The following is a 21,852-nucleotide window of genomic DNA, read 5'->3' as shown; positions in this document are numbered from 1 at the left end:
ATTTACCGTATGAGGTGTAGCTTATTTCTTTAGTTGATAACAAATAAAATATTTACAAGTATAAAATAAAAATAAAACAGGAGGGAAAAATTATGAAAAAGTTAATAAGTTTATTGGTGGCTTTATTACTGTTTGGAGGATGTTTTGCAAACAAAGAGGAACTAAACAGCGGGAGCTTAGATGAAGATGGAATAGTTATAAGTACAAATGTAGATGGTGTTAGATTGAAAAATAGTGAAATTACATTAAATGAAGGGGAAGGGACAAAAAGAACAGCGATATTAACAGAAAATTTTGAATATAGTATAAAATATGTTGCAAATGTAAAACCTGTATTTTTAAGTGGAAGAAAAGAAGCTGTACAAGCAAATGATATATTTATATCAGGAGATAGAGCATATATAGCATATAATACAAAAGGAAAAGAGCTAGGTGGAGCTTTACAAATAGTGGATATAAGTACAGAAGAACCAAAAGTGATACTTGAAGTGAAGCATCCATATTTAGATATAAACTCTGTTTATTTTGATAAAGATACAAATGAAGTTGTATATGGAGGAATGGCAGATATTTATAAAGGAAGAGGTGCAAAATTTGGTGCCAAACCAGGAAAAACAGCGTTTATAACAAAATTTAATGTAGATTTATCATCTAAAGAAAAAATTGCTTCTGAAATTAATAGTAATTTTAGGATATTAGAGAGTTATACAGTAACTTCAATTAATATGAAAGATTCTTCATATGTAGTTTCGACAGGAGCTAAAAATGGTGGATTATATAATATAGATATTAATTTTTCTAAAATAGATAAGATTATGTCGAAAGATGATATAAGAGATACAGCAGTTTCTTCTGAAGGATTATTATCTTTTTTTAGCGATGGAAAAGATGGAGATATTTCATTTGGAAACACTGTTATTAATGTAGGAGATTTTTCTAGTGAAGGGCATAAAGCGGCTATTGATATATATGACAGTATAAAAAATGGAAAAATATATAAAGATGAAGATTTAATAGCTTTTCTTGGAATGTCGGATAAAGGATTAAAAGTGTTAAAAATAAATAGTGATAAAACAGCAGAAGAGATAATGACTATAGATAATCCTGAAGGAGTAGAATCGTATACAAATAGTGTATCTCATGATGGTGGACTTCTGTTTACAGCAAATGGTGGTGCTGGATTTAGAGTATATAAAATAAATGGAGCTGATTCAATAGATCCTACTATTCCAGAAGATAAAAGGGCTAAATTTTTAGAATTTGTAGGAGGACATACACTTAGAGGAGATGTATATGATAATGAAAATTATTCAGCAAATGAAGTAGCTTATAGGGCTAAAAGGGTTAATATTAATGGAAAAATAGTTGATAAAAACTATCTTTTTGTAGCAACAGGGCTTGGTGGTGTTCATATATATAGTTTTATCTCTAAAAATCAATATGATGAAAAAGAAGTCCCTAAGAGTGTAAAAGATACAGCAAAAGAAGTTTTTGATAGAAATTTTGATGATAATAAAAATATGATAGGCTCTTTACAAACTTTAAAATTATTAAAAGATGCTACAGTAAATATTACATTTTTAAATGAAGGGGCAGGATATAAAAATAGAGTTGGAATATTTAGATATACAGATGATATAGAAAAAAGAGATGAATTTATCTTATTTAATAATTTTTCTAAAAAGAATTCAGGCGGTATTTTAGAGGCAGGAGATACTAAATATATCTCTTTAAATGCAGGAGATAATTTTGGAATATTAGTTCATTCAAATGGATATAATAATATGAATAATGGATACTTATATTCTAAAAAAGAGTTGTGTTCAAATGGTATGGATCATTTTGTAGCGTATGTTGATAAAGAGAGTAATAAAATAGTATTTGGATATGAAGATAATATAAATTTAGGAGATAAAGATTATGATGACGGAATTGGATTTATTACAATAGAGCCGGCAGATGCAGTAGATACAAGTATGCTTCCTGTTTATACATTAAAAGCAGGGGATACAACTAAAAACATAGAAGATTGGAAAGTGGGAATAAAATATAGAGTTGGAGATATTGTAAATTATAAAGGGAAAAAATATGAATGTTTGCAAACTCATATAGCTTTTAGAAATTGGACTCCAAATAAAACTTTAGCTTTGTGGAGAAAAGCAGAGAGATAAAAGAAAGCTTAAAAGATAACAAATTTGTTAATAAAAAATGTCAGGCAGAATTTGTCTGACATCTTTTTATTTGTTAGGGAAGTATTAATTTATTTTATAATGTAGGGGTTTTGCCGTTGGCAAACCCGATATAAAATTATAAATTATCGTTAACTTTATGACATTGGGGGCAATCCCCTGTGATTGCCCTTAATATAAAGAGTCAATAATAAATTAGTAAAATTACTGATTTAGATTGAGTTTTTAATTATTACATCTGTACTGTAACTATTTTTTTTAATAATAATTAAAAAAAATTGATAAACAAAATAGAATATGTTAAAATTAAATAACGGAATTTTCAAGAAAATTTTTTAGATATTATTAAAAATAGGGAGGAAATTATGAAATATTTAAAGATAATCATATATATATCTATTTTGTTTAGCAGTAATTTATTTTCCGAAGAGGTAAATAATAAATTGTTTACTGAACTAACAGATGTAAATTCTATATATTCAATTAACGAAAGCTCAAAAGTCTATGTTGATAATAATAAAGAAAATATAAATTTTAAGAAATTATATAATGTAGATTATAAAAATAAAGAGATAGAAAACAGAGGAAGCTATGGGTTTTCAGATTCTAATTATTGGATAAAATCAAATATAATAAACAGCACAACAGAAAATAATTGGATATTAACTATAAAATATCCATTAGTTGATTTTTTAGATATATATATATTTAATGAGAATGGAAAATTTGAAAAAATACATGCTGGAGATGATGTTGCATATAAAAATAGGACTATAGATAATAGAAATTATTCTTTTCATCTAAAATTATCTCCAAATAAGAGATATACTTTAATAGCTAAAATAAAAACTAAAGGGACAATGAGATTTCCTTTTGAACTATCTACATATAATCAATTTATTAAAACTTCAAATGAAAATTATATATATATGGGATTTTATTTTGCATTTATTTTAGTATTGATTTTGGTATTTATTGTATATTTTATTAATGACAGAGAGATTACATATATTTATTTGATAACTTATCTTTTTTCATACTTAATCTATGAAGGAATACAATTTGGAATACTTTTTAAATTTTTGAATTCTAATAATTTATATTGGAAGTTTTATGCATATATAGGGTCTGGAATTATAGCTTTAATGGCTTTTACATATTTTGCTTACTCTTTTTTTGGACTATCAAAGAATAAAAAAGGTAAATCTAAAATTTTGAAATTATTTATAGTTTTAGGTTTTGTAATAATTTTATCTATGTTATTTATAAAAGTAAGATATAGTTTAATACTATATACGATTTATGCAATATTAACAATAGTTCCAAATATAATAATAAGTTTTAAATTATTAAAATCTAAAAAAATATATAATAAAATTTTTTCTTTTGGTATTTTATTTTTTTTATTGACAATTGTTATTTTTGGATTAAGAGGAATGGGAATATTACCTACAAACTTTTTCACATTAAATTTAATAAATGCATTTTTTATTATTGTTTCAACTCTATTTTTTATATCTATTAGTTCTCGAATGAACTATTATAAAAAAGAAAATATAAAAATAAAAGAGGAATTAGAAGATTTTAACAATAATTTATTGGAAAAAGTTCAAGAAAGGACTGAAACACTTAATAAAAAAAATATTGAATTAATAGAAGCTAAAGAAAAAGCAGAATCAGCAAGTAAAGCAAAATCAGAATTTTTAGCAAATATGAGTCATGAAATAAGGACACCTTTAAATGGAATAATAGGATTTACAGATTTAGTATTAAAAACGCCATTAAATAAATTGCAAATGCAATATTTAAGTAATATAAAAATTTCAGGTGAGGCATTACTTGGAATTATAAATGATATATTAGATTTTTCTAAAATAGAAGCAGGGAAATTGGAATTAGAATTGATAAAAGCAGATATAATAGAGATAGTAGAATCTGCAGCAGATATAATAAAATATAACGCAGATAAAAAAAGAATTGAAATATTATTAAATATCAAACCAGATGTGCCAAGATATGCAGTAGTAGATATAGTTCGATTAAGACAAATATTAATAAATCTACTAGGAAATGCAGTGAAATTTACTCCAAAAGGAGAAATAGAGTTAGAGTTAAAATTTATAAAGAAAAATAAAAAAGATGGATTTTTTACATTTATAGTTAGAGATACAGGGATAGGAATAACAGAAAAACAGCAAGAAAAATTATTTGAAGCATTTTCGCAAGCAGATAGTTCTACAACACGAAAATTTGGTGGGACAGGATTGGGACTTACAATATCTAATGCTTTGGCTGAAAAAATGGGAAGTAAAATAGAATTAGAAAGTGAATATGGAAAAGGAACAAAATTTTATTTTACAATAGAGACTGAATATGAAGATAGAAACGAATTGGAATTAGACAAACTATTAGATATAAAAAAAATAATGATAGTAGATGATAATGATAAAAATAGAATGATATTAGAGCACACATTGAGATATTGGGGTATAGAAACAATAAGTGTCAATAATGGATTTGATGCAGTGAATATAGTAGAAGAGGGATATAAGTTAGATGCAGTTATAATGGATTATCATATGCCAGATATAAATGGGATAGATTCAATAAAAAAAATAAGAGAAATTATGTCAGAAGAAAAACTGCCAATAATTTTGTTACACAGTTCATCTGATGACTTGAAATTAAATAGTGAATGTAAGAGACTTGGAGTTAGGTTTAATTTAACAAAACCCATAAAATCAAAATTATTGATGGAGTATTTAGAGAATTTAAATTCAAAAAGATATAGTAAAGAGAGAGAAAACAAGGCAGAAAATAATATGGAGAACAAAATAAAAATAGAGGATAAAAATGTAATAACAGAGAATAGATTAAAAATGTTAATAGCTGAAGATGTAGAGATAAATATGATGTTAATAGAAACAATGGTGGAAATGTATATGCCAGAAGTAAAAATATTAAAAGCGGGAAATGGATTAGAAGCAGTAAAGAAATCAAAAGAAAATAATTTTGATATTATACTTATGGATATTCAAATGCCAGTAAAAGATGGATTAGAAGCAACGAACGAGATAAGAGAATATGAAAAAGAGTTAGGGAAGCATACTATAATAGTGGCTTTAACAGCAGGTAGTACAAAAGAGGATAGAGAAAAAGCTTTGGAAAATGGAATGGATGATTTTTTGACAAAGCCAATAGATAAAAATGAATTGAATAGAGTTTTGGAGAAATATTTGAAAAGATAATTAAAAGATAAATTTAATCACTGAATGATTAGACTTCAAAAAGGTAGTTTTCTAAAAGCTTTCGAACACTATATGTAGTGGTGTGGAGAAAACTAAATACCTTTTTGTGGGTCAATCATATAATAATTTTGTATGATTTAATAGAATCTCTAATTTTGAACTTGTTTCTGTATTCTTACTTCTATAATATTGTTTCATTCTTATTTCCTTTTTCTAAATATGATTTACATTCAACCAGTATTAATTTTCTATCTATAATCATTTAATTTTTTTATTAAATTTAAATTTGTTTCATAGACCAATTCTAACCTTGTTAATTTTTTGCAATTTGAACTTACTATAAAAGAATTCATTCTAAATAAACTTCCTTCTATTTTTAAATATTTTTCTATTTCTTGTGAAATTGATTCTACTTCTTCTTTTATTAAATCTATTTCTGTTTCCTATTCATATTTATACACTCTTCTTCTGAAATTTGTTAGTGTATTTATTGATATTGGTTGTTTTGTATAGCTTGTTGTATTTAATGCATACTGCTATCTTATGTCAAAAGATAGTGTTCCTATTAATTCTTCATCTGTTTGATTGAAAAATTCTTTTAATCTCAATAACCCTATTATTACATTTATTGGTGAATTTGGTTTTGATGTTTTTTTCGCTAAATAATAATGAAAATTTTTCTTCATTTATTTTTGGATAGATATGTTTCTTAAATTCTTCCGCCCAACCTTTTTCTAATATTTCTACTAAATATTTTGGCATCATTGCTACTGGATATTCTAATTTTAATTGTTGATATTTATTTGTTCTAAACATTTTTAAGCCTCCTCGATAATTTTATATGCTTATATATATTATACGAAAAATTTCCTTTTTTCCTTTTTGTGGTTGAACCATATAATTATAAAAATTTGAATGATATAATGATAGCTAAAATTTTAAACTATATTTATATAAAAAATAAAGGAGATGATGTTAAAAAGGGTAAATTAAATAGCAAATAACAAAATAACAGATAAGGAATTATTAGTATTTAGTAATTTAGCAAATTTAGATTGGCAATTTGTAAGATTAACAGAAAAAGATGGAGTATATCCCCTACTAAAAGACCTTTTAATCCCAGAATCATTTGTAAGAGAATATGATGATAAAAAAACTGGTAAAAAAATAGGAAAATACATCTACGGATATAAAAACGAACAATTAGACAAACCCCAAGCCCTAATCGAAATGCGAAAATCAGCAGGAATAGGAATGGAATACCTATCAAAATTAGATTCTGTTGGAAAATTCTTAGGAGAATGGGAAGTAATCTACGGAGGAGACAAATACAAAATAGTATCAGAATATTTAACAAAAAATATGTCAGATTATGTAGACGTATTTTCAGAAGCATTAAACGGGGCATTAGAAAAATTAGAAGAAAAAGAAAAGAATGATATAAAAAGAAGAATATCAGAGCAACTAGATGCTGATTCAAAACAAGATCTTTACGCTCTATTAAAAGCCTTAGAAAATAAAAACACTGCTAAAATAAATAAACTAAAAGAAAAAATAACAAAAAATTTATTAAAATTACCAAATAGAGATGAATTAGAAAAAGCAAACAATACTATTCAAGCATTAGAAATTGGAATGTTCATTGTAGCAAATGTCCCTGGAAACATAATGCCAGCATTTCTATCATCAAAAGTAGGAGGAGAAGGAGCAAAGTTTTTCGGTTCAGGATTAAAAGTTTTATTAAAAGAATCATTAGAAGGAGCACTTGATTTCCCTAAATATATAAAAAAATGTTCCTAAAAACCAACAAAAATGTTATAATCTCCATACAGAAAAAACACACTTTAAACTGTTTTAGAACCGAATTCAATTTTGACTTTTGTATCTAAATACCAAAAAAACTCAAAATCATAAAGTTTGTCCAAAATAAAACTAAAAAAGATTTTATGATAAAAAAGCGAAAAAGAAAACAATAGAAATTAATAATATAATAAATATAACTTTAAAGATAAATCTATTAAAAGATTTATAGCTTTTTTATCATAAAATCTCCTGAAGCTAAAACTGTCTGAGAGAGCGTCCTCCTCTAAAGCGAACGAGTTTTTTAGCTTCTTGATTTTTCTTTGCTTCGTTTCTTTGTATCAAGACAAAGAAATGAAGAGATAAACAAAGGGATAAAATAACCTTTAGAATGTTTAAAATAAGCTAGCTTCCTCTGATAACGCATAAATGTTTTTCTAAATTTTTAATTTCTAAAAAATTTAACAAAATTGCATAGCTTATTTTCCGAATAAACTTATATTCCCCTAATAAAAAATAAAAAAGGAGTGAAAAAATGGAAAAAGAATTAAAAGAAAAATTGCCAAGAATTATTATTTTTATAATATTGATATTATTAATACCAGTATTGAAACCAATGATTTTTGGGCATAGTGTAAAAGAGATAAGAACAAAGATGGAGCAGGAACTAAAAAAAGATTACGGAGAAGATTTTATTGTAGAAAACATAGGAACAAGAAGTGCAAATGGAGAAAAATTTTATCAGGCAGAAATATATCCTAAGTCAATAATTGGAACAAATAAAGAATATGATAGTTATTATCATGCGAGAGCAAGTGTAGATATATTACCCTTCGGTAGATTAGGAGGAGTTGGTGATAATTATGGAGTAATAAAAATGAATGATGAAGCAGAAAATTATTTGCTTTTAAAATCCAAAAAAATATTTGGAAACAAAATAAGAATAAAGTCACGTGTAAAATATTCAGAAAAAAAAGGAGATGGATATTTACAATATTTAGAATGTGGATTTCAAGAAAAAATGAAAGCAGTAAAAGAAGATCTAAAAAATAAAAGATTAGAACTAACTTTATATATTTATATATTTGATAGAATAGATAATGAAAAAGAAAAAGAGGAAAGGAGGAAAGAGATATATAAGTATATCCAATATTTAAAAAAGGAAGGGTTGTTCAAATATTTAGAGATGGGAGTAATATTTATAGATGAGCGAGTATTAGCACCAGGATATTATGATTACACCTATGAAATAAAACACGGAAAAAAAGTAGCACTCACAGTAGAGGGAGAAAAAGTGTATATGCCACCAATGAAATTAAGAAAGGAGATGAGTGGAAAATTAGAAGATGAAGTTAAGAAAATGAGTGATTATGAATTGATTAAGAGAATGAATAGGATAAGTAAAAGTGAGTTGAGTTATAAGGAGTTAGAAAAATATAATGCTCAAAGACAGTGTTGGATATATTCTATAGGAATGTTAGAGGCAAATTATAAAAGTTCAATAACAAAAGAAGATAAAGATAGAAAATATGATAAATTAAGTGATATAAAAATAGATAATTACATAACTTATATATACATAAATAAAAAAGGAGATGAGTAAAAGTGGTAAATGTAATGAGTGAAAGTAGTGGTTCGGCTAAAACAACAGATAAAGAATTATTAGTATTTAGTAATTTGGCAAATTTAGATTGGCAATTTGTTAATTTAACTTTAAATGAAAGAGGTAGAAAAAGTAGAACAAATAAGCTAAAAGACCTTTTAACCCCAGAATCATTTGTAAGAGAATATGATGATAAAAAAACTAGTAAAAAAATAGGAAAATACATCTACGGATATCAAAACGGAAAACTAGACAAAACCCAAGCCCTAATCGAAATGCGAAAATCAGCAGGAATAGGAATGGAATACCTATCAAAATTAGATTCTGTTGGAAAATTCTTAGGAGAATGGGAAGTAATCTACGGAGGAGACAAATACAAAATAGTATCAGAATATTTAACAAAAAATATGTCAGATTATGTAGACGTATTTTCAGAAGCATTAAGTAAAGCATTAGAAAAATTAGAAGAAAAAGAAAAAGAGGAGATAAAGAAAAGAATATCAGAGCAATTAGATTCTGATTCAAAACAAGATCTTTACGATCTACTAAAAGCCTTAGAAAATAAAAACACTGCTAAAATAAATAAACTAAAAGAAAAAATAACAAAAAATTTATTAAAATTACCAAATAGAGATGAAGTAGAAAAAGCAAACAATACTATTCAAGCATTAGAAATTGGAATGTTCATTGTAGCAAATGTCCCTGGAAACATAATGCCAGCATTTCTATCATCAAAAGTAGGAGGAGAAGGAGCAAAGTTTTTTGGTTCAGGATTAAAAGTTTTATTAAAAGAATCATTAGAAGGAGCACTTGATTTCCCTAAATATATAAAAAAATGTTCATAAAAACTAAAAAATAGGAGATGAAAATATGAAAAGAAGAATCTTATTATTTATTTTGTTATTATTAGTAACATCAACTTTATTAACAGGATGCGAAAATAAAAAAGAAAAAGCAAGAATAAAGTCATTGGTAATGAATGAATTAGAAACAAGATATGATGAAAAATTTGAGATAAGGAGAATATTTTATGATGATAAGAGAAGCAAATGGGTATTGGAGGTGTATCCAAAAGAGAATAATATAGATGATGAAACATTTTTTGCGTTTGTCAAAAAAGATCCAGAAGAAAGGGTGATAGAGAATTATTATACAATAAAAAATTCTAATTTAACAAAAATATATTACAGACCAATAATAAAAAAAATGTTCAAAGAAAATAAATTGCGTTTTTGGGCAAATGTTGGGATAGGAGAAACAAATTTAGATACAGATAAAATAAAAAAAATAGAAACTATATTTAATAAAATTCCCAAAATAACAGATGTTAGAATTTTTATCTATATATTTGAAGATGTAACAAGCACAAAAGAAAAGAAAGAAGCCTTTATAAAAGAGGTGTGGGAACTATTTAAATATTTAAAGAGTCAGAATTTAGAATGGGCAAGTATAACAGTAAATATCTATGATGAGGATTTTTTCAAAGATAAAGATATAGACCATATATTGAAAGTAAGTAATTGGTTTTCAAGTTGGACAAGCGAATTTGATGTAACGGAATATTGGAAAAAACAAACATATCTTTTAAGAATAAGAGAAAAAGATTATAAAAATATAAAATATATTAAAGAGATAAAAGATAAGTTAAGAAAGTTAGACTGGAATCAAAAATAAAAATAGGAGAGTGAGTAAAAATGGAAAGATGAAATGAAAAAGATTTAGAATTTTTAGTATTGGCAGATTTGGCATATGAGAGGTATGAAAAGAAAGATGAAGGGGATGATTTAGAAAAAGTTTTAAAAAAACATCATTTTAATGACACAACAGAATCAGGAAATTCAGAACGTCAACAAAGATGGAACTACTTTACTGAAAGAATGGAAGGTTGGAAGTTATTAGAAGGATTTGATTTAAGTAAATATAAAGGAGAATATAAAGACCAACCAGAATCTATAAAAGCTCAATATGAAGGATTTTATGCAGCAGCATTTGAAAAAGACAATGAAATAGTAATAGCGTATAGAGGAACAGATAAAGAGGTAGGCGGGAAAAAAAGTTTTAAGAATTTTATGGAAGAACATATATATACAAATGGTCAAATAGTATGTGGAATGCCAGGGATACAATTTAAATTAGCGGAAGATTTTTATAATTATATATTAACTAAAAATATAGATAGTAATATATTAATAACAGGGCACAGCTTAGGCGGAGGCTTATCTCAATACGTATCAGTAATAGGAGCAGAAAACATATCAAAAACAGTAATATGGAACGGAGTAGGAGTAGCAGGATTTAGCAGAATGAATGGATATGAACTATTTGGGACAGAGGCAATTTTAACAAAATTATCATGGAAAGAGATATTTGATTCAACAGGAGAAAAAGGGAAATATATCTTAAAAGAATTTATTCAGGCAGGTTTTGTAAAAACGAACGGGACATATCTTGTATCACCAAATACAGAATTTGTAGATATACCAAATAATTTAATAAAAATTCCAACAAAAGAAGAGCTAAAAAACATAATAAGCAAAGGATTAGACGAGTATTTAAAAAGTAATGCAAATGGCTTAAATTATTGGGATGAGAGTAGCAAAATAGAGATAGAAAAAAACAGTTTAACAAGTAAAGATTCATTAGATTATTCTATAGAACTGTTAGAGAAAAAAAAAGATTTATGGATAATTATTATAATAAAGACATAAATGTAATAGCATACTCAATTTCAAAAGATGTGACAGGAACAGTATTTAAACATGTAGGAAAAAGATATTTAGTAGATAAAAATTTAAAAGAGGAAAATAAAGGAATAATCTACAATAAAGAATTGGAAATAGATAACAAGATTTTTAAATTTAATTAAGATATTAAAAAATTTAATATTAGAATTAAGTTTTAAAATCATAGATAACAAAAAAATAAAAAGAGGAGCTGAGAAGATGAAAAGAAGAATATTGTTATTTATTCTGCTATTATTAGTAACATCAACTTTATTAACAGGATGTGAAAATAAAAAAGAAAAAGCAAGAATAAAGTCATTAGTAATGAATGAATTAGAAACAAGATATGATGAAAAATTTGAGATAAGGAGAATATTTTATGATGGCAAGAGAAGTAAATGGGTATTGGAGGTATATCCAAAAGAGAATAATATAGATAAGGAGACATTTTTTGCGTTTGTCAAAAAAGATCCAAAAGAAAGGGTTATTGAAAATTATTCTTCGATAAAAGAAGCAAATTTAACAACAATATATTATAAATCAATAATAAAGAAGATATTTAAAGAAAAAAAACTTTATTTTTGGGGAAATATGGGAATACATATCTATGATGAAAAAAGAGAGGTACTAAAAATTTTGAAAAGGAAAAAATTTGATTTCTTTTTTGAAAATATTCCAAATAAAATGCATGTAAATATATTTATATTAATTTTTGAAGATGTAGTAAGCACAAAAAAGAAGAAAGAAGCCTTTATAAAAGAAGTATGGGAACTGTTTAAATATTTGAAAAATCAGAATTTAGAGTGGGCAAGTATAACAATAAATATATATGATGAAGATTTTTTTAAAGATAAAGATATAGACCATATATTGAAAGTAAGTAATTGGTTTTCAAGTTGGACAAGCGAATTTGATGTAACGGAATATTGGAAAAAAAATTATGCTGGGCTTCGAATAGAAGAACAGGATTATTATAAGATAAAATCAATAAAAGATATAGAAAAATTGTTAGGTTATAGAAGAAATTACAAAAAATAAAAATAGGAGAGTGAGTAAAAATGGAAAGAGGAAATGTAAAAGATTTAGAATTTTTAGTATTGGCGGATTTGGCGTATGAGAGGTATGAGGATAAAGATAATAATAACCCATTAAAAGATATTTTATTAAAACACCATTTTAACAATTCAGAACGTCAACAAAGATGGAACTACTTTACTGAAAGAATGGAAGGATGGAAGTTATTAGAAGGATTTGATTTAAGTAAATATAAAAGAGAATACGAAGGGAAACATGAAGATATAAAAGCTCAATATGAAGGATTTTATGCAGCAGCATTTGAAAAAGACAATGAAATAGTAATAGCGTATAGAGGAACAGATAAAGAGGTAGGCGGGAAAAAAAGTTTTAAGAATTTTATGGAAGAACATATATATACAAATGGTCAAATAGTATGTGGAATGCCAGGGATACAATTTAAATTAGCGGAAGATTTTTATAATAAAATATTAAATGCACCAAATAATCAACACAAAACAATATCAATAACAGGGCACAGCTTAGGCGGAGGCTTATCTCAATACGTATCAGTAATAGGAGCAGAAAACATATCAAAAACAGTAATATGGAACGGAGTAGGAGTAGCAGGATTTAGCAGAATGAATGGATATGAACTATTTGGGACAGAGGCAATTTTAACAAAATTATCATGGAAAGAGATATTTGATTCAACAGGAGAAAAAGGGAAATATATCTTAAAAGAATTTATTCAGGCAGGTTTTGTAAAAACGAACGGAACATACCTTATATCACTAAATACAGAATTTGTAGATATACCAAATAGTTTAATAAAAATTCCAACAAAAGAAGAGCTAAAAAACATAATAAGCAAAGGATTAGACGAGTATTTAAAAAGTAATGCAAATGGCTTAAATCATTGGGATGAGAGTAACAAAATAGAGATAGAAAAAAACAGTTTAACAAGTGAAGATTCATTAGATTATTCTATAGAACTGTTAGAGAGAAAAAAAATATTTATGGATAATTATTATAATAAAGATATAAATTTAATAGCATACTCAATATCAAAAGATGTGACAGGAACAGTATTTAAACATGTAGGAAAAAGATATTTAGTAGATAAAAATTTAAAAGAGGAAAATAAAGGGATATATGTAGGGAATTTATTAAAAGTGTTAAAAGAAAAAGAAGCAAACCATTTAGATGCAGGAGCTTATCACGGATTAACAATGTTTTATCCACATATAAAAACAGAAGAAAAGAATAGAGGTGGAAAGAGTATATATGATCATATAGCAAAAGAAGAAGATATAATGGAAATAGTAAATAAAGATTATTTACAGTCATATATAAAAGGATTATTAAAATATATAGGAATAAAGGATAATGAAGAATTAAAAGAAAAGTTATTTTATGCAATCTATTATAAAGAAAATACAGCCTTTTTAAGAGATGTGCTATTGAAAGAGTTAGGTGAAAAATTATATAAAGAATTACCAGAAAGAAAACAAAGAACAGATAAATATTTTTCCAAAGAAGATAAATTGAAAAAAGAATTAATAGAAAAATATTTAAATAAATATAAAATAATAAACTCAATAGAGCAATTAGAAGATGAACTTAGAAGATATAAAATAGATGAATTAATAAAATTAGAAGTTAAAAAAGGAGAAGTAAAATTAAAATTAGGCTTTGAAGAAGATGAAAAGAAAGTAATAATTTATAATGAAAAATTAGGGATAGATACTAAGGAGAAAGAGATAACACTAAAAATAACAACACCATCAAAGTATCTTTTAAATATAGAAAGAGAGAAACCGAATAATGATTATGAGCTGTATTCAAGTTTGGGATATAAAGATAAGTATTATAACATTCGTAATATAGGAAAAAATTCTAAAGTAACAGCAGATGGAAAAGATATAAGCGGAACATATAAAGGAAAAGATAAAGAAGAAAGTCTAGTAAAAGATAAAATAAATAGAGATACAGGCTGCAAATATTATGGGGATAATCTTATCTTAATGGACCGTAATTTACGTTATTATTACGGAAATAATTTAGATGATTATTTAACAATAAGCAACTATATGGAAGGATACTTAGGGATAGATTTAATAGAAAAACCAAAAGAGAAAAAAGAAGATTTAGGCAAAGGATTTATGGATTATCAAGTAAAAATAAAAGGTATAAAATATGTTAATTTATTAAATTTAGAAATAATAAAAGAAGTAAATGAACACACAGTAGCAGAAATAGAAGGGATAATAGCAGGAGAAGATACAGATGAAGTAACTAGATTTCTAAATGTAGAAAAGCAAGGAATAGAAATATTATATGGAGATGATAATAAGCCTATATTTAGAGGATTAATTTATGAACATTCTATGGAAATAGAGCAAAATAGTTGTAAGGTAAAAATAAAAAGTTATTCCTTAAGCAAAGAATTAGAAAAAGAAAAAAGAAACAGAGTATATCATAATCTTGGTACAAAATATGAAGATGTAATAAGTAAATTAAATGAAACTTATCAAAATAAATACTCATTTGGATTTAATAGTCATATAGACAAACAAGAGTTAATAACAGAATTAAACCCAGTAGAAGTGCAATATAAAGAAAGTGATTGGGATTTTTTAAAGAGAATAGTAAGAAGAGAGAATGATTTAATAATAGTGGATGATAGTAAAGGTAAAAATCCCAAAACAGTAGCAGGAATAGCAATAGGAGAATTTGGAAGTAGTCAAAAAACAATAGATAATAAGAATTTATTATTAAGTAGAAAGATGAAAAAAAGAGCAATAGAAAATAGTTACAAATTAAAAGGATATCCTCAAATAAAAGGAGAAGAACTGTTTTCAATAGGTAATCCATATAATATAAATATTGATGTAAATACAGGGAAACAAGATTCGCTATTATTAATAAAAAACAGGATATACAAAGAAAGCGGAGTATTAAAATCAGATTTAGTATTTGTAAGACGAGATGAATTTAATATAGGAGTAGTAAAAAGAGAAGAAAGTATAACAGGACTAACATTAAAAGGGACAATAAAAAAAGTATCAAAACAACATAAAGCACAAATAGAATATACAGAAATGGAAAATGAATATGACGAAAGCAAGAGTTACTATTATCCAATAGAAAGAATGTATACAGGTACATATTTCACACCAGAAGAAGATACATTAGTAGAAGTCCATTTTGGAGCTGAAGCAGGAGAAGTAAGTATAAGAAATGTAAGTAGTAAAACTGAAGATATAGACAACGACCCAGATGTAAAAATAATCAGAACAAGTTTTGGAAAAGAGGTTAGATTTGATTCTAAATCAATAAAAATAACAGGAAAAGATGATGAAAGTTATGTAGAAATAACAGAAGAAAGTGTGGGATTAACAAAAGGAGAAAAAGAGATAATTTTAAAAGATGGTAAAATAGGAATAAATAATAAAGATAGCACAATAACTATGGATGATAAAAAAGTAAATATCACAACTGGTGGAAGTGCAATAAAAATGAAAGATGATAAATTAACTTTAGATAATGGTGGAGTAGGAATAGAAATAGGAAACGGAAAGATAAATTTAGGATAAGAAAATAAGCTATATAACTTATAATAGTTATATAGCTTATTTTTCTATTTAAAATTAAAGTTTGACTTTTGAATAATTATATGGAAGAATTTAATATAGGAAAAAATAAAAAAAGGGGGTAAAAATGGAAATTTCACAGCATTTATTAGCACACGTTGCAATAATAATAATTTTAGCAAAAATCTTTTCTGGAATATCAACAAAATATAAGCAACCTCCAGTTGTAGGAATGCTTTTAATTGGATTACTAATAGGACCAACGGGGTTTGATCTTATTAAAACCAATGTAATAATAGAGTTTTTCTCTGAAATAGGAGTAATACTTCTGTTATTTGAAGCAGGATTAGAAACCGATATGGAAGGTATGAAAAAATCAGGAAAAAGTGCTCTTATTATATCTACAAATGGGGTTATAGTACCGTTTATAAGTGGAATATTATTAGCAAAAGCTTTTCATATGCCATTAAATGAAGTGCTGGTAATAGGAGTAATAATGACGGCTACCAGTGTAAGTGTTACAGTGATGACTTTATTGGATATGAAAAAATTTAGGACTGTAGAAGGTATGAATATTATGGGAGCTGCAATTTTAGATGATGTTATTGGGATAATATTATTAACTTTTATATTTAGTTTTTTAGGACAGGGAGATAAAAATGCAATGGGCATATTAGGAGATATGGTGATATATGTTGCGATAGCTAGTTTTATTGCATTCTTTGTATTAAATAAAGTTTTTGAATATTCAAGGAAATCATCTTCTGAAGATACAGAAGTTTCAATGGGGTTGGCATTGTCCTTTCTCTATTCTTGGGGAGCTAAAATAAGTGGAATGGCTGCAATAACAGGTTCATATTTTGCAGGATTAGCTATTGGACAGACAAAATCTAAAAATAAAGTTGATCAAGGGATAAAAGAGATAGGACAATCTATTTTTGTTCCAATGTTTTTTATAAATATAGGATTAACAACTAATTTAAGAAATGGAAAATTCAATTTGTATTTCGCACTAATTTTTGTTTTAGTTGCAATGATTAGTAAAATAGTTGGAGGTAGTTTAGGAGCAAAATTTAGTGGATTTAATATAAAAAGGAGTGTTGCAATAGGAATAGGATTAGTTCCAAGAGGGGAAGTGGCTCTTGTAGTGGCAAATATGGCAATGGCTAAACATATAATCGGAGATACAGTATTTGGAGCTGTAGTATTAATGGTAATAGTATCGGCAATAACTACGCCATTTATGTTAAAGGCTGCATTTAAAAATTAAGGAGGAAACTATGAAAACTATAAAAATAAAAGATGTTAGAAATAAAATTACAAAACCATTAATAGTAGAAAAGGGAAAAAAGATTGAAGAGGTAGCAAATTTATTTTTGGATAATAAAATAAATAGAACAATATATGTTATAAATTCAAAAAAAGAGATGGTAGGTTATATTACATTAAAAAAGGCAGTAAAAAGATTATTAATCGATATGATAGATAGCGATTTTTATCTGAAAAGTGGGAATGAAAATTTTTATTCATTGTCAAAATTTGCTTCTGCAAATATAGTTGATGATATTATGGAAACAGATTATATAGGGATTAGTGATAAAGATAGTTTAGATACAGCAGTAAAAATAATGTATAAATTTGATGTGCAGGAATTACCTGTGATGAATGAAAATAGGGAAGTTATTGGAGATTTAAATGTTTTGGAAATCATAATTGGATGGAAAAAGATAAAGGAGGAGGAAAAATAATGGGGGTTTTAAAGAATATAATAAATAAAGAGTTAATAATAACAAAATGTAAAATAACAGATAAAGAAGAACTTTTTGAAAAAATAGCAGGATTGGTATTATCAAAGGGATATATTGAGGATAAAGATGTTTTTTTGAAAGAAATTTGGGAAAGAGAAAATCAAATGAGTACAGAAATAGCAAAAGGTATAGGAATGCCTCATATTAAAAGTGATATTGTAAAAAAAGATTTTATTGTGGTTATAATATCAAAAGATGGAATAAAATATGGTGGATTTAATAAAAAAGTAAATCTAATATTTTGTATAGGTGTAGGAAAAGATAGCAAAACTTATTTAAATATTATGGCAAAAATAGCAAGATTTTTAAGTAAAGAGGAGATAAAAAAATCATTGATAAATTCAGATGTACCAGAAGATGTAATAAAGCTTATATCTGATTTTGAAAAAGTCGAAATTGTAAAAACTAAAGAGCAAAAAGATAAATATTTGGCTACAATAATAATAAATAAAGTGATAGAATTTGATAAAGTAATGGAATTAGCTATAGAAACTGGATTAGTTAATCCAACAATAATAGATTCAACATATGGAATTAGAAAAATGTTTTTTGATATACCTTTTTTAAATAGTTTTGCTCTGTTTAGTGATAAAAATATATCTTCAAAGATATTAATTGGAATAACAGAAGATAAAGAATACGCTCAAAGATTAGTGGGAGTACTGAAAAATGAGGGAATAGACATAGAGCAAGAAGGAAAAGGCATTATATTTTTACAAAAGTTAGAAGATGTAGTTGGAGGAAATGATGAGAGTATAGAGATATAAAATTAAAATCGCAAAAAGAAGTTGACAAAACTTGTAAAAAACAGTACACTTTTATTAACATAGTAATCATATTAATTTAGTATGATTAAAAAGGAGATAAAATAATGTTTATATCTACTAAAAGTAAATACGGGATAAGAGCTATGGCATATTTATCATTAAATTATAATAAAAGAAAAGTTACAATAAAAGAAATTTCAGAAAAAGAAAATATTTCAATTAAATATTTAGAACAAATATTTATATCGCTAAAAACCTTAGATTGTCTGCAAAGTGTAAAGGGCTCTAAAGGTGGATACTATTTGAAAAAAAAGCCTTCTGAAATAACAATATATAAAATATTAAATATTTTAGAAAAAGATTTAAAAAGCTACAATGAAGATTATAACAGTGAAACATTAGATGGAATATTAGAAAAAGAAGTTTGGATGAAATTAGATGATAAAATTTATGAATTTTTAAAAGGAATAACGTTAGAAGATATAATAGATAAATATAAAAATAAAACAGTAAATATGTTTTATATTTAAAGGAGAAATAACGAAATAATTTTAATTACAATAGGGAGAGTGTAAAATGGGAAAAGAAAATTATAGTTTTGAGACATTGCAATTACATGCAGGACAAATAGTAGATTCTGAAACAAGGTCAAGAGCAGTTCCAATTTATCAAACAACATCATATCTGTTTGATGATACGCAACAAGCAGCGGACCTGTTTGCATTAAAAGAAGCAGGTTATATCTATACAAGAATAGGGAATCCAACAACTGATGTGCTAGAAAAAAGAATTGCTGCATTAGATGGCGGGACAGCAGCTTTAGCAACTGCGTCAGGATCAGCGGCAATAACATATGCGATTTTAAACATAGCAAAAGCAGGAGATGAAATAGTTGCAGCTGGCACATTATATGGGGGAACATATAATCTTTTTAAATCTACTTTGCCAAAATATGGGATAAAATCAACATTTGTTAATCCTGACAATGTAGAAAATTTTAAAAATGCAATAACAGATAAAACAAAAGCTTTATATGTAGAAACAATAGGTAATCCAGGGGCAAATGTAGCAGATTTGGAAGAAATAGCTAAAATAGCTCATGAAAATGGAATTCCTTTAATAGTTGATAATACATTTGCGACTCCTTATTTATGTAAACCAATAGAATTTGGAGCAGATGTAGTAGTGTATTCAGCTACAAAATTCTTAGGAGGTCATGGAACAACAATAGGCGGATTAATTGTAGATGGAGGTAAATTTGATTGGGAAAAAAGTGGTAAATTCCCTGATTTTACAACACCAGATCCAAGTTATAATGGAATAAAATATGCTGACCTTGGTGGAACGGCATATATAGTAAAAGCAAGAGTACAACTTTTAAGAGATATGGGAGCTTGTATAAGTCCTTTTAATTCATTTTTATTATTACAAGGATTAGAAACATTATCTCTTAGAATGGAAAGACATGTATCAAATGCTAGAAAAATAGTAGAATTTTTAAATGAAAATGAGAATGTAAGTTGGATAAAGTATCCAGAATTAAAAGGAAGCAAATATGAAAAATTATCTGCAAAATATTTGCCAAAAGGAGCAGGTTCAATATTCAGTTTTGGAATAAAAGGTGGATTAGAAGCAGGGAAAAAATTTATTAATAGTTTAGAACTGTTTTCACATCTTGCAAATGTAGCAGATGCAAAATCATTAGTGATACATCCAGCAAGTACGACTCATGCACAACTTAGCGAAGAGCAACAAATCGCAGCAGGAGTAGCACCAGATTTAATAAGATTATCTGTTGGAATTGAAAATATAGATGATTTAATAGAAGATTTAAAACAAGCTTTGGAGAAAAGCAAGGGGTAAGGAACGTTTAAAAAATAATGTTCTCATATTTTGTTATAAAAACGCTTAAAACATTGCGTATTTTAAAGCAAAATGGGAATGTTATTTTTAAGCCATTCCTAAGTTAAGAAATATTTATTTTGTCATATAATAACTGTAGGGGCGAACCTGTGTGTTCGCCCAAATTCTAAAACAAAATTAAATAAAGTAAAGAAAATTATATAAAAATAGATTGTAGAATTATCAAAGAAAGATAAAATCCAATACTGGAAAATCGTACAATAAATGGAGGTGTAAAATGGGTAAAATTTACAATAATATATTGGAGCTTATAGGAAAAACTCCAATTGTGAAATTAAATAAAATAAATAATGGGAATGCAGAACTGTATGTAAAAATAGAGTCTTTTAATCCAGGTGGATGTGTGAAAGAGAGAATAGCATTCGCAATGATAAAAGCTGGAGAAAAAGAGGGATTAATTGATAAAGATACAGTTATAATTGAGCCAACAAGTGGAAATACTGGAATAGGACTTGCTATGGTTTGTGCAGTTAGAGGATATAGACTTATATTAACAATGCCAGATACAATGAGCAGAGAGAGAAGTAGTATATTAAAGGCGTATGGAGCAGAAATAGTTTTTACTCCAGGTGTAGAAGGAATGAAAGGTTCAATTAATAAAGCGGCAGAATTATCAAAAGAATATAAAAATAGTTTTGTTCCAAGTCAATTTGAAAATAAAGCTAATCCTAAAGTACATAGAGAAACAACAGGAATAGAAATATTAAATGATATGAATAATGATATAGATATATTTGTAGCAGGAGTAGGAACAGGTGGAACGATAACAGGAGTAGGAGAAGCACTAAAAGAAAAACTTCCAAATGTAAAAATAGTAGCAGTAGAGCCAGAAGGGTCACCAATATTATCAGGAGGAAAGCCTGGGCCTCATAAGATACAAGGAATTGGAGCAGGATTTTTACCTGATGTATTAAATGTAAATATATTTGATGAGGTATTTGAAGTTAAAAATGAAGATGCATTTGAAACAATGAGATTACTAGCACAAAAAGAAGGAATATTAGCAGGAATATCTTCTGGTGCAGCTGTTTATGCGGCAATTGAAATTTCAAAAAGAGCAGAGAACAGTGGGAAAAAAATAGTAGTAATTTTACCAGATACAGGAGAAAGATATTTATCAATGGAAATATTTTAGATAATTAATAATGAAAAATTTACAATAGAGGAAGGGCATTAGGAGA

Annotated in this window: 17 protein-coding genes; 16 read left to right on the top strand and 1 reads right to left on the bottom strand. The window is 26.5% G+C overall.

Features of this window, described 5'->3' with window-relative positions:
* Window positions 1-92 precede the first annotated feature (92 nt).
* Together RDY08_RS09220 and RDY08_RS09215 are read left to right on the top strand one after the other, a co-directional pair.
* Entirely contained in the window at window positions 93-2,171 is a 2,079-nt protein-coding gene (locus tag RDY08_RS09220) for a carbohydrate-binding protein (RefSeq protein ID WP_307904103.1), read from the top strand.
* Between the two features lie 383 nt (window positions 2,172-2,554).
* Window positions 2,555-5,437, top strand: coding sequence for a hybrid sensor histidine kinase/response regulator (locus tag RDY08_RS09215; RefSeq protein WP_307904102.1), 2,883 nt, complete (start codon window positions 2,555-2,557; stop codon window positions 5,435-5,437).
* 573 nt (window positions 5,438-6,010) lie between these two features.
* Here RDY08_RS09215 and RDY08_RS09210 read toward each other — a convergent pair.
* The gene (locus tag RDY08_RS09210; protein ID WP_307904100.1) at window positions 6,011-6,253 is read right to left on the bottom strand and encodes a hypothetical protein; all 243 of its coding nucleotides are present in this window, start codon (window positions 6,251-6,253) and stop codon (window positions 6,011-6,013) included.
* Between the two features lie 438 nt (window positions 6,254-6,691).
* Here RDY08_RS09210 and RDY08_RS09205 point away from each other — a divergent pair, with 438 nt between their 5' ends.
* The 14 genes from RDY08_RS09205 to cysK all read left to right on the top strand — a co-directional run bounded on the left by RDY08_RS09205 (window position 6,692) and on the right by cysK (window position 21,806).
* Window positions 6,692-7,237, top strand: coding sequence for a hypothetical protein (locus RDY08_RS09205; protein WP_307904099.1), 546 nt, complete (start codon window positions 6,692-6,694; stop codon window positions 7,235-7,237).
* 535 nt (window positions 7,238-7,772) lie between these two features.
* On the top strand, window positions 7,773-8,840 hold the full coding sequence (locus RDY08_RS09200; protein ID WP_307904098.1) for a hypothetical protein: 1,068 nt from the start codon (window positions 7,773-7,775) through the stop codon (window positions 8,838-8,840).
* A 2-nt stretch (window positions 8,841-8,842) separates the two neighbouring features.
* Window positions 8,843-9,685 (top strand): hypothetical protein, encoded by an 843-nt coding sequence (locus tag RDY08_RS09195; RefSeq protein WP_307904097.1) that lies wholly within the window; start codon window positions 8,843-8,845, stop codon window positions 9,683-9,685.
* Between the two features lie 25 nt (window positions 9,686-9,710).
* Window positions 9,711-10,514 carry a hypothetical protein gene (locus RDY08_RS09190; protein ID WP_307904096.1) on the top strand — a complete coding sequence of 268 codons (804 nt, stop codon included), beginning with the start codon at window positions 9,711-9,713 and terminating at the stop codon, window positions 10,512-10,514.
* A 59-nt stretch (window positions 10,515-10,573) separates the two neighbouring features.
* Complete coding sequence (locus tag RDY08_RS09185; RefSeq protein ID WP_307904095.1) at window positions 10,574-11,548, top strand: Tle-like phospholipase domain-containing protein; 975 nt, start codon at window positions 10,574-10,576, stop codon at window positions 11,546-11,548.
* Entirely contained in the window at window positions 11,521-11,706 is a 186-nt protein-coding gene (locus RDY08_RS09180) for a hypothetical protein (protein ID WP_307904094.1), read from the top strand. Before RDY08_RS09185 ends, RDY08_RS09180 begins: the two co-directional genes overlap by 28 nt.
* Before the next feature lie 76 nt (window positions 11,707-11,782).
* A complete protein-coding gene (locus RDY08_RS09175) occupies window positions 11,783-12,601 on the top strand; it encodes a hypothetical protein (protein ID WP_307904093.1) in 819 nt (272 codons plus the stop codon).
* A gap of 20 nt (window positions 12,602-12,621) precedes the next feature.
* Window positions 12,622-16,176 (top strand): Tle-like phospholipase domain-containing protein, encoded by a 3,555-nt coding sequence (locus RDY08_RS09170; RefSeq protein ID WP_307904091.1) that lies wholly within the window; start codon window positions 12,622-12,624, stop codon window positions 16,174-16,176.
* A 124-nt stretch (window positions 16,177-16,300) separates the two neighbouring features.
* Window positions 16,301-17,443 carry a cation:proton antiporter gene (locus tag RDY08_RS09165; RefSeq protein WP_307904089.1) on the top strand — a complete coding sequence of 381 codons (1,143 nt, stop codon included), beginning with the start codon at window positions 16,301-16,303 and terminating at the stop codon, window positions 17,441-17,443.
* Window positions 17,444-17,453: 10 nt separating this feature from the next.
* The gene (locus RDY08_RS09160) at window positions 17,454-17,921 is read left to right on the top strand and encodes a CBS domain-containing protein (RefSeq protein WP_307904087.1); all 468 of its coding nucleotides are present in this window, start codon (window positions 17,454-17,456) and stop codon (window positions 17,919-17,921) included.
* The gene (locus tag RDY08_RS09155; protein ID WP_307904086.1) at window positions 17,921-18,748 is read left to right on the top strand and encodes a PTS sugar transporter subunit IIA; all 828 of its coding nucleotides are present in this window, start codon (window positions 17,921-17,923) and stop codon (window positions 18,746-18,748) included. Before RDY08_RS09160 ends, RDY08_RS09155 begins: the two co-directional genes overlap by 1 nt.
* Before the next feature lie 104 nt (window positions 18,749-18,852).
* The gene (locus RDY08_RS09150) at window positions 18,853-19,278 is read left to right on the top strand and encodes an RrF2 family transcriptional regulator (RefSeq protein WP_307904085.1); all 426 of its coding nucleotides are present in this window, start codon (window positions 18,853-18,855) and stop codon (window positions 19,276-19,278) included.
* A gap of 46 nt (window positions 19,279-19,324) precedes the next feature.
* Window positions 19,325-20,611, top strand: a complete 1,287-nt coding sequence (locus RDY08_RS09145) for an O-acetylhomoserine aminocarboxypropyltransferase/cysteine synthase family protein (protein ID WP_307904083.1) — start codon at window positions 19,325-19,327, stop codon at window positions 20,609-20,611.
* 277 nt (window positions 20,612-20,888) lie between these two features.
* A complete protein-coding gene (cysK, locus tag RDY08_RS09140; RefSeq protein WP_307904081.1) occupies window positions 20,889-21,806 on the top strand; it encodes a cysteine synthase A in 918 nt (305 codons plus the stop codon).
* The last annotated feature ends 46 nt before the right edge of the window (window positions 21,807-21,852 follow it).

This window comes from Haliovirga abyssi, assembly GCF_030295325.1.
Lineage (GTDB): Bacteria > Fusobacteriota > Fusobacteriia > Fusobacteriales > Haliovirgaceae > Haliovirga > Haliovirga abyssi.
The sequence above is the reverse complement of the archived record's forward strand: the minus strand, read 5'-3'. Positions and strand labels throughout refer to the sequence as shown.